At 68.1% G+C, this 13,561-nt stretch carries 12 protein-coding genes; 5 read left to right on the forward strand and 7 right to left on the reverse strand.

The genetic code is table 11. From position 1 onward, the window contains the following. Positions 1–19: 19 nt before the first annotated feature. From LOS78_RS04240 to LOS78_RS04250, 3 genes are all read right to left on the reverse strand, one after another. Entirely contained in the window at positions 20–304 is a 285-nt protein-coding gene (locus LOS78_RS04240) for an I78 family peptidase inhibitor (protein WP_028711121.1), read from the reverse strand. A 108-nt stretch (positions 305–412) separates the two neighbouring features. After that, positions 413–1,048 (reverse strand): ParA family partition ATPase, encoded by a 636-nt coding sequence (gene parA / locus LOS78_RS04245; protein WP_028711122.1) that lies wholly within the window; start codon positions 1,046–1,048, stop codon positions 413–415. Between the two features lie 90 nt (positions 1,049–1,138). Then, positions 1,139–1,474, reverse strand: coding sequence for an antibiotic biosynthesis monooxygenase (locus LOS78_RS04250; protein ID WP_028711123.1), 336 nt, complete (start codon positions 1,472–1,474; stop codon positions 1,139–1,141). 114 nt (positions 1,475–1,588) lie between these two features. Here LOS78_RS04250 and LOS78_RS04255 point away from each other — a divergent pair, with 114 nt between their 5' ends. Next, positions 1,589–2,638, forward strand: a complete 1,050-nt coding sequence (locus LOS78_RS04255; RefSeq protein ID WP_230375640.1) for a dipeptidase — start codon at positions 1,589–1,591, stop codon at positions 2,636–2,638. Between the two features lie 179 nt (positions 2,639–2,817). Here LOS78_RS04255 and ppx read toward each other — a convergent pair whose 3' ends face one another. The 4 genes from ppx to LOS78_RS04275 all read right to left on the reverse strand — a co-directional run bounded on the left by ppx (position 2,818) and on the right by LOS78_RS04275 (position 8,608). Beyond that, on the reverse strand, positions 2,818–4,359 hold the full coding sequence (gene ppx / locus LOS78_RS04260) for an exopolyphosphatase (protein ID WP_230375642.1): 1,542 nt from the start codon (positions 4,357–4,359) through the stop codon (positions 2,818–2,820). Positions 4,360–4,426: 67 nt separating this feature from the next. After that, positions 4,427–6,592, reverse strand: a complete 2,166-nt coding sequence (locus LOS78_RS04265; protein WP_028711126.1) for an RNA degradosome polyphosphate kinase — start codon at positions 6,590–6,592, stop codon at positions 4,427–4,429. 30 nt (positions 6,593–6,622) lie between these two features. Further along, a complete protein-coding gene (locus tag LOS78_RS04270; protein WP_230375646.1) occupies positions 6,623–7,312 on the reverse strand; it encodes a DnaA ATPase domain-containing protein in 690 nt (229 codons plus the stop codon). 3 nt (positions 7,313–7,315) lie between these two features. Then, complete coding sequence (locus LOS78_RS04275) at positions 7,316–8,608, reverse strand: AI-2E family transporter (protein ID WP_230375648.1); 1,293 nt, start codon at positions 8,606–8,608, stop codon at positions 7,316–7,318. Positions 8,609–8,748: 140 nt separating this feature from the next. Here LOS78_RS04275 and proS point away from each other — a divergent pair, with 140 nt between their 5' ends. The 4 genes from proS to LOS78_RS04295 all read left to right on the forward strand — a co-directional run bounded on the left by proS (position 8,749) and on the right by LOS78_RS04295 (position 13,502). Beyond that, positions 8,749–10,101, forward strand: coding sequence for a proline--tRNA ligase (gene proS / locus LOS78_RS04280; RefSeq protein ID WP_230375651.1), 1,353 nt, complete (start codon positions 8,749–8,751; stop codon positions 10,099–10,101). A gap of 186 nt (positions 10,102–10,287) precedes the next feature. Continuing rightward, positions 10,288–11,412: a GDP-mannose 4,6-dehydratase gene (gene gmd, locus LOS78_RS04285; protein WP_230375654.1), complete on the forward strand. Its 1,125-nt coding sequence runs from the start codon at positions 10,288–10,290 to the stop codon at positions 11,410–11,412. Then, positions 11,413–12,336 (forward strand): GDP-L-fucose synthase, encoded by a 924-nt coding sequence (locus LOS78_RS04290; RefSeq protein ID WP_230375656.1) that lies wholly within the window; start codon positions 11,413–11,415, stop codon positions 12,334–12,336. Continuing rightward, positions 12,333–13,502 carry a DegT/DnrJ/EryC1/StrS aminotransferase family protein gene (locus tag LOS78_RS04295; protein WP_230375657.1) on the forward strand — a complete coding sequence of 390 codons (1,170 nt, stop codon included), beginning with the start codon at positions 12,333–12,335 and terminating at the stop codon, positions 13,500–13,502. Before LOS78_RS04290 ends, LOS78_RS04295 begins: the two co-directional genes overlap by 4 nt. Positions 13,503–13,561 lie beyond the last annotated feature (59 nt).

Consider the following 13,561-nt stretch of genomic DNA (forward strand, 5'->3'; position numbering starts at 1 on the left):
TCCGGCGGCGCAGGGCCGGTCAGCTGCAGCTGACCGAAAGCAGCTTGCCGCGGTTGTCCACGATGAAGGTCAGGCGATCCTGGATCATCTCCATGGTCATCGGCTGATCCTCGCGGGCGATGCGATACATCTGCCCTTCGGGCACGGTGATGGTGGGCGAGGTCTGGCCGATCAGGTGGCTGTAGCGCGCCGCGCCGCAGGGGTCGGCCGAGGCCAGCGGCGGCTCGGGCGGCGGGGCTTCCGGGGTGCAGGCGGCCAAAGCGAGCGGAGCTGCCAGAACGGCAAGGGAAAGCGGGAGTTTCATCTTGACCTCATGAGAGTCTGGACTTGCTGCCCCGCCAACGCCCCAGCGCAGCCGATGGTTTCCCGCCCCCGTCCCGGCCGGCGGATTTCCGCGGATGGCGGCCCAGGCTCAGCCCAGGCTCGCCAGCACCTCTTCCGCCAGCGCATCGATCTCGGCCCGGGCGGTGGCGTTGCGCGCCCGCTCGCCCGCACCCAGCCCCTGCCCCAGCGCCTCGGCATAGGCGACGCGGTTGGCGAGCTGCGCCGCCGCCACATCGGCCCCCAGAGCGGCGGCCCCCTCGGCCACCTCGCCGGTCAGCCGGGCATGCGAGCGGGTGCGGTTCAGCACGATCAGCGTGTCGCATTTCTCGCGCCGGGCCAGGTCCAGCACGCCCTCGGTCGCCCACAGGTCGACATGGCTGGTCGCCACCGGCACCAGCACCAGATCGGCCACGCGCAGCGCCGGGCGCAGGTCGCTGTCGATCTTGGGCGGCGTATCGATGATGACGAAATCGAAGCGTTTCTTCAGCTTGTCGGATTCGTAGCTGGCGCCCCAGGCCGAGGAGGTGGTGAATTCCAACGCCTCGTCTTCGCCAAGCCGCTCCAGCCGCTCCAGGAACCAGCGCCCCATGCTGCCCTGCGGATCGGTGTCCAGCAGGGCGACGGAATGGCCGCGCCCGCGCAGGGCCACCGCCAGGTTGACCGCGATGGTGGTCTTGCCCGAGCCGCCCTTCTGCTGGGCAATGGTAATGATGCGTCCCGCCATGAGCCCCTCCGTTCCGGCTTCCGCCCGACTGTTTTCCGCCAGACTAGGGGGTAAGCCGGCGCAATGCACGGCTTTTTCGCAGCCGCAGCATCAGCCGTGGCCATGTACCTGCCAGGTATCGACCACCTCGTACATCACCGGCTCGAAATGGCGGCACATGCCGTGGATGGCGCGGTTGCGGCTGCGCATCTCGGGGTGGCGCAGCATGGCCTGATAGTCGCGCCGGTCGCGCCACTGCGAATAGGTGCAGATGCGGGTCTGGGCGTCGTTCAGATGCACCGCGCCCGAGACGTAGCCGGGCTGGTGGCGGATCACCTGGTCATAGGCATCGTTCAGCGCGTCCAGCACGTCATGCGCGGTTCCGGGCGTCACCTCGAAGGTGCAGATCACGGTCTGGCCGGAGAATTCCTTGTCGATGCGGGTCATGGCTTTGGGCTCCTGCTTGCCTAGCTGTGGCCCCAGCTTACGGCGAAGCGCGGCAGGTTGCAGCGGTTTTCCGTTCGCGCCATGGTGGCGGCGCCCCAGCAAGAAGGAGATGCCATGATTCCGGTCTTCGACGGTCACAACGATTTCCTGCAGCGCATGGTGGCTGCGGGGCCCGGCCGCGACCGGCTCTGGCTTCAGGGCGACGGAACCGGCCACCTGGACCTGCCGCGAATGAAGGCGGGCGGCTTCGCCGGCGGCTTCTTCGCCATCTGGACGCCCTCGCCCGCCGGTCCCGACGACGCGGTGGCGGCAATGCTGAAGAAGAACCCGCCCTTCGCCCTGGACCTGCCACCCGAGGTGCCGGCCGCCGAGGCCCTGCCCCATGCCATCGCCCAGGCCGGGCAGCTGATGGCGATGGCGCGGAGCGGCATGCTGGACATCTGCCGCACGGCCGCCGAACTGCGCGCCAGCATCGAGGCCGGCCGCATCGCCGCGATCCTGCATATCGAGGGGGCCGAGCCGATCCCCGACCTGGACGCGCTGCATGTCTGGCACGCGATGGGCCTGCGTTCGCTGGGGCCGGTCTGGTCGCGGCCGACGCGCTACGGCCATGGCGTGCCCTTTGCCTTCCCCGCCTCGCCCGATACCGGGCCGGGGCTGACCGAGGCGGGCAAGGATCTGGTGCGCGAATGCAACCGGCTGCGCATCATGCTGGACCTGTCGCATCTGAACGAAAAGGGCGTCGACGATGTGGCGCGGCTTTCGGATGCGCCGCTGGTCGCCAGCCACAGCTGCGCCCATGCCGTCGCGCCCAGTTCGCGCAACCTGACTGACCGCCAGCTGCGGATGATCGCCGAATCGGGCGGGCTGGTCGGGCTGAATTTTGCCGTCGGCTTCCTGCATCCCGAGGGGCGGCGCGAGCCGATGCAGGGGTTCGGGATCATGCTGCGCCATCTGGACCATCTCCTGTCCTTGCTGGGCGAGGACGGCGTCGCGCTCGGCTCGGATTTCGACGGCGCCGACATGCCCGAGGACCTGGCCGACGCCTCGGCGCTGCCGAAGCTTCTGCAGGCGATGCAGGCGCATGGCTACGGCCGCGACCTGGTCGAAAAGATCGCCTGGAGGAACTGGCTTTCGGTGCTGGAAAGGACCTGGGGCGCCTGAACGCCCCGCCCTCGTCACCGCCCTCGCCGTCCGGAAGTCGTCGGGGGCTGTCGATCCGAAACCAGACACTTGGCAACAACACCGGGATCGTCGCCCCCGTGAGCGCAGGAATGCCACGAGCGGCCGGCGCGGGGAAGTTGTCGGTTCGGACAGGATGGCGGCCGCGAGCGGCCGGCCGGTCAGCCCTGCGTCACCACCGGCGCGACTCCCAGCGCCTCGGCCAGCGCGCGGAACCGCGCCTCGGCCACCTCGCCCAGCAGCGCCCGGCCGGTCCGGGTCAGCTTCAGCTCCAACTGCTTCTTCCTGGGCTGCAGCTTCAGCGTCCCCGCCTCGGCCGGGTCCTTGACCGAGAACATGGCGCCGAAGCGCATCGCCTTGCCCAGAACCTCGGCCTCGCGGATCTCCTTCTCCGAGAGCAGCGCGAAAAGCGGCGCCATGGGCGAGTTGGCGCGGCTGTTCTTGTAGCGATGCAAGAGCGACAGGCCCAGAAACACCCGCTCGGGATGCGACAGCGCCGCCATGTTGGCCCGCGTCACATTGTCGAAACAGGCATCGGCGCGATAATCGGGATGCGTGCGCCAGGTCGTGTCGTGCAGCAGGCAGGCGGCCTTGACCAGCCGGTCGCGCTCGGTCGGCAGGTCGCCGAACAGCGGCTCGAGGAACTGATAGAGCCGCTTGCCGAAGCCCGGCATCCGCGCCATCTGCCGCTCGGCGAAGCGCGCCGCCTCGATCAGCGGATCGCGCGAGCGCAGCCCGGCCGGCATCTGCTCGTAGAGCAGCCCCTCGCGGATGCCATAGGACGAAACGGCCAGCGATTTCGGCTGCATGCTCTGCACCAGCTGGCGCAGCACCTGGCTGGCCAGCGGCACCAGCTCCATCCGGCTTTGCGAGATGCCGGTCATCGCCCGCATCTCGGAGACGGATTTACCGGCGATCCATTTCACCGTTTCGGCGACGGCATCGGGCGACATGCGATATTCGTGCAGCACCGTCATCGGATATTTCGCCCGCTCCATGTCCAGCCGGGCGATGGCGCGCCACGAGCCGCCGACCAGATAGATCTGGTCGTGCCCCCGGCCCAGCCGGGCGGCGGCCTTTTCGATGGTGTCCCGGATATGGTCGCGCAGGCCCGAGGCGCCGCCCTTGACCTGCTGCAGCCGGAACGGGCCCAGCGGCGTCGAGATGCGGCGGCCGACCTTGCCGTTCGCCACCTCGGCCAGCTCCATCGAGTTGCCGCCGATGTCGCAGACCAGGCCCCTGGCATCCGGCCAGCCCAGCAGCACGCCCTGCGCCGACAGCCGCGCCTCTTCCTCGCCGTCGATGACCAGCAGCTTCAGCCCCGTCTCCTTCTCGACCGCCTTGCGGAAGGCGGGGCCGTCCTCGGCCTCGCGGACGGCAGCGGTGGCGACGCAGGTCAGCGGCTTGATGCCCATGCTGTCGGCCAGCACGGCAAAGCGGCGCAGGGCCGCCATGCCGCGGCGCACGCCCTCGGGATTCAGCCGGCCGGTGGTGGCCAGCCCCTGCCCCAGCCCGGCCATGACCTTTTCGTTGTAGAAATAGGCAGGCGAGCGCGCCGCGCCATCGAACACCACCATGCGGATCGAGTTCGAACCGACATCGACCACGCCCACCCGGCTCAGCGCCCGTTCCGAGGCCCGCTCGAACAGCGAGCGCCCGAAGGGTTCGATGGTTTCTCCGCTTGCGGTCAAGATGCCGTTCATCGGGTTCCTCTCGATTCCGTTACCGCGCCGGGCGCGCGCCTTGGATGGGGCAATTGCCCCCTTCGCGTCAATCCGTCGAGTGCATCAAAGCCGGAACGTCACGGGCACCCGCGCTGCCGCGTCCCGACAATGAGGGGTTTTCCATGAAGAACCTGTGACAGCAGAACAGGTCGTCCCGCCCCGCCGGCAGATAGCGCAGATAGCGCCCGTCGGGTTGCAAAAGCCAGCTTTGCGCCTCGTCCGCCATGTTCGCGGCCATGACCTGGCTGGTGATCTGCGCCTTCACCGTCTCGTTGAAGCATTCGATCAGCGTCTCGACCCGGCGGTTCAGGTTGCGACCCATCCAGTCGGCCGAGCTGATGAAGACCCGGGCGCGCTTGGAGGGCAGGCCGAAGCCGTTGCCGAAGCAGACGATCCGCGAATGTTCCAGAAAGCGCCCGACGATGGACTTCACCCGGATGTTTTCCGACAGGCCGGCGATGCCGGGCCGCAGCCCGCAGATGCCGCGGATCACCAGGTTGATCCGGACGCCCGCCTGGCTGGCGGCATAAAGCGCCTCGATCACGTCCTTTTCGATCAGGCTGTTCATCTTGGCCCAGATCTCGGCCTGCCGGCCGCGGCGGGCGAACTCGGCCTCGCGGGCGATCAGCTCCAGCAGGGTCTCCTTGAGATCGATGGGCGAGATCGCCATGTTCTCCAGCCCGTCCGGCTGCACATAGCCGGACAGGAAGTTGAACACCTTGGAGGCGTCGCGCCCCAGCGCCGGATCGCAGGTGAACAGCGACAGGTCGGTATAGATGCGCGCGGTGATCGGATGATAGTTGCCGGTGCCGAAATGGGTATAGGTCACCAGCTGGTCGCCCTCGCGCCGCACCACGGCGCTGATCTTGGCATGGGTCTTGTATTGCATGAAGCCATAGACGACATGCGCGCCCGAGCGTTCCAGCCGCCGCGACTGGCGGATGTTGGCGGCCTCGTCGAAGCGCGCCTTCAGCTCGACCAGCGCCGTCACCGACTTGCCCGATTCGGCCGCCTCGCAAAGCGCGTCGACGATCGGGCTGTCGCGCGAGGTGCGGTAGAGCGTCTGCTTGATCGCCAGCACGTCCGGATCGCGCGCGGCCTGCGCCAGGAAGCGCACCACCATGTCGAAGGTCTCGTAGGGGTGATGCAGCAGCATGTCCTTTTGCCGGATGGCCGCGAACATGTCGCCGTCATGGTCCTGCACGCGTTCCGGCACCCGCGGGGTGAAGCTGGGCCATTGCAGGTCGCGGCGGCTGTCCAGCACCAGTTCGCGCAGGTCGGCCATGCCCAACAGGCCCTCGACCTCGACCACCTCCTCGGGATCGACGTCCAGCTCCTCCATGATCAGCCGGCGCAGCCGGTCGGGTGCGCCGGCGGTGATCTTCAGCCGGATGACGCTGCCGCGGCGGCGGCGCTTCAGCGCGGTCTCGAATTCGCGCACCAGGTCCTCGGCCTCTTCCTCGACCTCAAGATCGCTGTCGCGCAGCACGCGGAAGGCGCAATGGCCGATGTCGCGATAGCCGGGGAACAGGCTGGGCAGATGCATGAGCAGCAGGTCTTCCAGCCGCAGGAACCGCTTGCCGCCCGGCAGCGGGATGAAACGGGCGATCTGCTGCGGGATCGGCAGCAGCGCCTGCATCTGCTGGCCGTCGCTTTCCCGCGCCAGCTCCAGCGCCAGCGAAAAGCCCGCGTTCGGGATGAAGGGAAAGGGATGGGCCGGGTCGATGGCCAGCGGCGACAGCACCGGGAATACCTGATCCATGAAATGCCGGCGCAGGAATTCCTCCTCGGCGCGGGTCACGCGGCCGCGCGACAGGATGGCGATGTCGGCCTGCTCCATCTCGCGGCGCAACCCGTTCCAGACCGCCTGCTGCGCGCCCATCAGCCGGCGCGCATCGGCATTGACCAGCGCCAGCTGCTCGGCCGCGGTCAGCCCGTCATCGGAAAGGGTGGTGTTGCCCTCGCGCACCAGTTCGCGCAGGCCGGCGACGCGGACGGTGTAGAACTCGTCCAGATTGGTGGCCGAGATCGACAGGAAGCGCAGCCGCTCCAGCAGCGGCACGCGCGGGTTGCGCGCCTCGTCCAGCACCCGCCAGTTGAAGGCGAGCCAGCTGATCTCGCGGTTGAAGAAGCGCGCCGACCCCTCGGGCGTGCCATCGGGCAGCGCGCGCGGGGCGGGAAATGGGGATTTCAGGAAATCGGCTTGGGTCATGTCACTGCGGGCTAGGGAAATGCCGGCGGATCATGCGTCGGCAGGGGTGAGCTTGTCCAGAAGCTCGGCGGCCAGGCGCCGGGTGATGGCGCGGCGGTCGGCCAGCGATTCGCGGTCGATGGCGGCAACCAGGCGGCGGGCTAGGCCCAGGTCGCGCTCCATGCGCAGCACCAGCCAGTCCACCACCTCGGGCGCGACCTGGATCTGGCGGTCCGCGAACAGCTTGACCAGCACCGCCGGCAGCAGCGCGTCGTCGGGCGGGCCGAGCACCGCCTGCGCCGCCGTCTCCAGCCGCGAGCGCAGGTCGGGCAGCGCCACGCCCCAGTCGCGCGGCGCCGTGCGCGCGGTGATCAGCAGCAGCGCCTGCCGCGCACCGGCGAGGTTCCACAGATGGAACAGCCCCTGCTCGGCCGTGGCGTTGCCGCCGATCTCATGCGCGTCCTCGACGACCAGAGCGCCGCCCGGCCGGACCAGCTCGTCCACGGCGTCGGGCGACAGCGTCCAGCCGTGGCTGACGGGGGCACCATGTTCGGCCGCCCAGAAGCCGACCAGATGCGACTTGCCCGATCCGGGACCGCCGATCAGCAGCAGACGCCCCTGCGGCCAGCGCTCGGGCGCGTCCAGCATGGCCAGCGCGTCGCGATTGGCGGCGGTAATCAGGAAATCGTCGCGCGACGAGGCCGGCGGCATCGTCAGGTCCAGGGTCAGCTGCCTTGCCACCGTTCAGCCGCCCTTGCCTTCCCGGCTCTCGCGGGCCTCGGCCCAGAGTTCCGAGGGCGAGGGCGGGCCTTCGACATCGGGGACCACGCCGGCCTCCTGGCGGTGCTGGTGCTCCTCCAGCAGATGCGCCAGATGCTCCTCGCGCTGGATCTCGGCCACCGCCACGTCGCGCGACATCTGCGCCAGCTGGCGCGCGCGCTCGGAGGTGCCGCGCGGCACCAGTTCGACCAGCGTCGGCGGCGGGGGCGGCGAGGGGACCTCGCGCCCGGTGTAAAGCGCGCTTTCCTTGTAGCGACCGACGCCGAAGCGCACCAGCACGCCAAGCGCCGCCGCCGCCGGCACCGCGACCAGAAGGCCGACGAAGCCGAACAGCGTGCCGAAGACGGTCAGGGCCAGCATCAGCCAGACCGGATGCAGCCCGACATGGCCGCCGACGATCTTGGGCTGCAGGTAGTTGCCCTCGACGATCTGGCCCAGGACGAAGACCGCGATCACTGCGCCGATCCAGACCGGCTCGCCCCAGAAGGAAAACAGCGCCACGCCGATGGCGGTCACGCCGCCGATCACCACGCCGACATAGGGGATGAACGAGAGCGAGGCGGCGATCACCCCGATCGCCACCCCGAAGGGCAGCCCGATCAGGCCCAGGCAGACCGAATAGAAGGTGCCCAGGATCAGGATCACCATGCCCTGCCCGCGCACGAAACCCGACAGCGCCGCATCGATCTCATGCCCCAGGCGGCGGATGGTGCCGGCATGCTCGCGCGGCAGCAGCTCGTCCAGCCGGTCCACCATGTTGTCCCAGTCGAGCAGCAGGTAGAAGGCCACGACCGGCACGATCACCACCAGCATGACCATGCTGACCACGCCCATGACCGAGCCCAGCACGGTGCTGACCAGCTGACCGCCGCGCTCGCTGATCTGCTGGCCCATGTTGGTCAGCGCGGTGTTGACCGGGCTGCCCTCGGTGAAGATCTCGGGAAAGCGGGTCATCAGGAACCGCTGCAGCTGCTGGAACATCTGCGGCGCCGTCTCGATCAGCGCCGTGGTCTGGCGCACCAGCACCGGCACCAGCAGCAAAAACAGCGCCACCACCAGCAGCAGGCCGCAAAGCGTGATGATGACGACCGCGGCGGTGCGCGACAGGCCCAGCCGCTCCAGCCGGTCGGCCAGCGGGTCGAAGAGATAGGCCACCGCCGCGCCCATGATGAAGGGCATGATGGCATTGCCCAGCCCCCAGAGCGCCAGCAGCAGGACGGCCAGCGCCCCGCCCCAATACAGGATCTGTTTCTGCACCGGCAATTGCATGGGTCTTGTCGCTCCCGTCCTCGCGTCCGCGTTCCTATGTGGACGGTCCCGCCGCCGCTTGCAAGGAAGGGCGTTGCCCCGCCGGACGCTCTGCGCTAACCCGTGCCGGCCATATCGAGGATTTCGCCATGCGTCTCACGCGCTATTTCATGCCCGTCCTGAAGGAAGACCCCAAAGAGGCCCAGATCGTCAGCCACCGGCTGATGCTGCGCGCCGGCATGATCAAGCAGCAGGCGGCGGGCATCTATTCCTGGCTGCCGCTGGGCTTCAAGGTGCTCAGGCGCATCGAGCAGATCGTGCATGAGGAACAGGCCCGCGCCGGCCATATCGCCATGCTGATGCCGACCCTGCAGGCGGCCGACCTGTGGCGCGAGAGCGGCCGCTATGACGATTACGGCGAGGAGATGCTGCGCATCAAGGACCGCCACAAGCGCGACCTGCTCTATGGCCCCACGAACGAGGAGATGATCACCGACATCTTCCGGTCGCATGTGAACAGCTACAAGGACCTGCCGCTGACGCTGTATCACATCCAGTGGAAGTTCCGCGACGAGATCCGCCCGCGCTTCGGCGTCATGCGCGGCCGCGAATTCCTGATGAAGGACGGCTACAATTTCGACCTGACGAAAGAGGACGCGCTGCACGCCTATAATCGCCACCTGGTCAGCTATCTGCGCAGCTATGAGCGCATGGGGCTGCAGGCCATCCCGATGCGCGCGGACGGCGGCCCGATCGGCGGCGACTATACCCATGAATTCCTGGTGCTGGCCGAGACCGGCGAATCCGAGGTCTTCTACGACAGCGAGATCACCGACCTGAAATTCGGCGACCGCGCCATCGACTATGACAGCGTGGAACAATGCCAGGCGGTGCTTGAGGAATTCACGAGCCGCTACGCCCGCACCGACGAGACCCACGACCCGGCGCTGTTCGAGCAGGTTCCCGAGGCCCGCCGCCGCCAGGCGCGCGGCATCGAGGTCGGGCAGATCTTCTATTTCGGCACCAAGTATTCCGAGCCGATGGGCGCCACGGTGGTCGGCCCGGACGGCCAGCGCGTGCCGGTGCATATGGGTTCGCACGGCATCGGCGTCAGCCGCCTGCTGGGCGCGATCATCGAGGCCAGCCATGACGACAAGGGCATCGTCTGGCCCGAGGGCGTGACGCCCTTCCATGTCGGCATCGTCAACCTCAAGCAGGGCGACGCCTCGACCGACGGGGCCTGCGAGGCGCTTTACGCCGAGCTGAAGGCGCAGGGGCTGGACCCGCTTTATGACGACCGCGACGAGCGCGCGGGGGCGAAATTCGCCACCATGGACCTGATCGGCCTGCCCTGGCGGATCACCGTCGGGCCGCGCGGCCTGGCTGCGAACAAGGTCGAGCTGACCGCGCGCCGCACCGGCGAGTCGATCGAGATGTCGCCGCAGGAGGCGGTGGCGCGGCTGAAGGAGATCTACCGGCCGGTCTTCGACGCGGCGCTATGAAGATCGGGCGGCCGTGCCGGTGGTGCGGCCGCGGGAGTATTTGAAAAACGGTGAAAGCGGGCGCCGGGCAGAAGGATCTTGGGGCCGCGCCTGTGTCTTCTTTGCTCTGAAAATACCCGGAGGACAGCGAAGCTTGCGCGGTCGCATGGGTATTTGAAGAGCAAAGAAGCCCGGCCAGGAGGATGGATGGTGAAGAAGGCGCTCATCACCGGGGTGACCGGGCAGGACGGCTCCTATCTGGCCGAGTTCCTGCTGGAAAAGGGCTATGAGGTGCATGGCATCAAGCGCCGCGCCTCGTCCTTCAACACCCAGCGCATCGATCACATCTTCCAGGACCCGCATGAGGCCGCGCCGCGCTTCTTCCTGCATTACGGGGATCTGACCGACAGCTCCAGCCTGACCCGGATCATGGCCGAGGTGCGGCCCGACGAGGTCTATAACCTGGGCGCGCAGTCCCATGTCGCGGTCAGTTTCGAGGCGCCGGAATATACTGCCGACGTGGATGGGCTGGGGGCGCTGCGGCTTCTGGAGGCGATCCGCTTCCTGGGGCTGGAGGGGGTGACGCGCTATTACCAGGCCTCGAGCTCGGAGCTTTACGGGCTGGTGCGCGAGACGCCGCAGACCGAGCGCACGCCCTTCCATCCCCGCAGCCCCTATGCCGTGGCCAAGCTTTATGCCTATTGGATCACGGTGAACTATCGCGAGGCCTACGGGCTTTTCGCCTGCAACGGCATCCTGTTCAACCACGAAAGCCCGCGCCGCGGCGAGACCTTCGTCACCCGCAAGATCACCCGCGGGCTGGCGAATATCGCGCAGGGGGTGGAAAGCTGCCTCTACATGGGCAACCTGGACGCGCTGCGCGACTGGGGCCATGCCCGCGACTATGTGCGGATGCAATGGCTGATGTTGCAATGCGACGCGCCCGACGATTACGTCATCGCCACCGGCGAGCAGCATTCCGTGCGCCAGTTCCTGATCTGGGCCGCGGAAGAGCTGGGCATCGCGCTGGAGTTCCGCGGTGCGGGCGTGGACGAGGTTGCCGTGGTCGCCTCGGTTTCCGGCGACCTCGCGCCGGCGGTCGGGCGGGGCGACGTGGTGATGCGGGTGGATCCGAAATATTTCCGCCCCGCCGAGGTGGCGAGCCTGCTGGGCGACGCGGCCAAGGCGCATCAGCAACTGGGCTGGCGGCCCGAGACCGGCCTGCGCGAGATGATCGCCGAGATGGTCGCCGCCGATCTGCAGGTGGCGCGCCGCCATGCGCTGCTGAAGCGTCACGGGCTGGGCCTGCCGGTCTCGGCCGGGGGGCGCTAGATGGCACGGCTGTTCGTCACCGGCGGAAACGGCATGGTCGGGCGGAACCTGCGCGCCCATCCGGGCATCGCCGCCTGGGAGCTGCTGGCGCCCTCGCGGGCCGAGTTGGACCTGTGCGACGACCGCGCCCTGCGCGACTGGCTGGCGCGGCATCGCCCCGACGCGGTGGTCCACGCCGCGGGCGTGGTCGGCGGCATCCAGGCCAACATGGCCGAGCCGGTGCGGTTCCTGGCCGAAAACGCCCGGATCGGCCTGAACCTCGTCACCGCCTGCCGCGAGGCCGGGGTGCCGGTGCTGATCAACCTGAGTTCGAGCTGCGTCTATCCGCGCGAACTGGGCCGCGACCTGTCCGAGGAACAGATCCTGACCGGCGCGCTGGAGCCCACCAACGAGGGCTATGCGCTGGCCAAGATCCTGGCGATGCGGCTGGTGGACTATGCCTGCCGCGAGGATCGCGGTCTGCAATGGCGCACGCTGATCCCCTGCAACCTCTATGGCCCGCATGACAAGTTCGACCCCCGGCAGTCGCATCTGCTGCCGGCGATCATCCACAAGATCCACCGTGCCCGGGTCGAGGGCCATGAGACGGTCGAGATCTGGGGAGACGGCACGGCGCGGCGCGAGTTCATGTATGTCGGCGACCTGGCCGAGGCGATCCTGCGGGCGCTGGCCGATCCCTCGGTTCTGCCGCCGGTGATGAATGTCGGGCCGGGGGACGATCACGCCATCGCCGATTATTACCGCATCGTGGCCGAGGTGATCGGCTGGCAGGGCCGCTTCACCCACGACCTGGGCAAGCCGGTGGGCATGCGGCGCAAGCTCCTGTCCGTGGCGCGGCAGGCGGAATGGGGCTGGGCGCCGCGGACCGGGCTGCGCGAGGGCATCGCCGCCACCTATGCCTGGTATCTGGAGCAGCAGCCATGAGCCGCTTTCCCCTTGCCACCTCCAGCTGGGACGAGGCGGAACGGGCGGCGCTGCAGCGGGTGATCGATTCGGATCGCTTTTCCATGGGGCCCGAGGTCGCGGCCTTCGAGGCAGAATTCGCCCGCTTCACCGGCAGCCGTTACGCGGTGATGGTGAATTCGGGTTCCTCGGCCAATCTCGCCATGGTGGCGGCGCTGCGCCATACCCAGAACCCCGCCCTGCGGCTGGCGCCGGGGGACGAGGTGATCGTGCCGGCGGTCTCCTGGTCCACCACCTTCTTTCCGCTGCACCAATACGGGCTGCATCTGAAATTCGTCGATATCGACCGCGAGACGCTGAATTATGACCTGGCCGCGCTGGCCGGGGCGATCACCGAGCGCACCCGCGCCGTCATGGCGGTGAACCTGCTGGGCAATCCCAACGATTTCGACGCGATCCGCGCCCTTATCCGCGAGCGCAGCATCGTGCTGATCGAGGACAATTGCGAATCGATGGGCGCCACCTTCGGCGGCCGGCAATGCGGCACATTCGGGGTGATGGGGACGTTTTCCACCTTCTTCTCGCACCATATCTCGACCATGGAGGGCGGGCTGGTCGTCACCGACGACGAGGAGCTTTACCATATCCTGCTGGCGCTGCGGGCGCATGGCTGGACGCGCAACCTGCCGAAATTCAACCGCGTCACCGGCGAGAAGAGCGACGATCCCTTCGAGGAAAGCTTCCGCTTCGTCCTGCCCGGCTACAACCTGCGCCCGCTGGAGATGTCGGGGGCGCTGGGGCGGGCGCAGCTGGCCAAGCTGCCGCGGCTGATCGAGGGGCGGCGCGCGAACGGCGCGCTCTGGCAGCAGGCGATGGCGGATCATCCGCTGTTCCGCATCCAGCGCGAGACCGGCGAAAGCAGCTGGTTCGGATTTTCGCTGGTGCTGCGGCCGGAAACGGGCCTTGCGCGGCGCAAGGTTCTGGGCCGGCTCGAGGCGCTGGGATTCGAGGCCCGGCCCATCGTCAGCGGCAATTTTACGAAAAATCCCGTGCTGCGGCTAATGGATCACAGCCTGCACGGGCCGATGACCCATGCCGAGGAGATCGACCTTAACGGTTTCTTCATCGGCAATCATCATTATGACATCCGGGACGCGGTCGGGATTCTGGCCGGGTTCCGCGCCTGACCGGACGCTGGACTTGCCGGCAGGGCCTGGTCAGGATCGTGAATGCGGGCGGCGGATGG

Origin of the sequence: Paracoccus sp. MA, from assembly GCF_020990385.1 — a bacterium.
Lineage (GTDB): Bacteria > Pseudomonadota > Alphaproteobacteria > Rhodobacterales > Rhodobacteraceae > Paracoccus.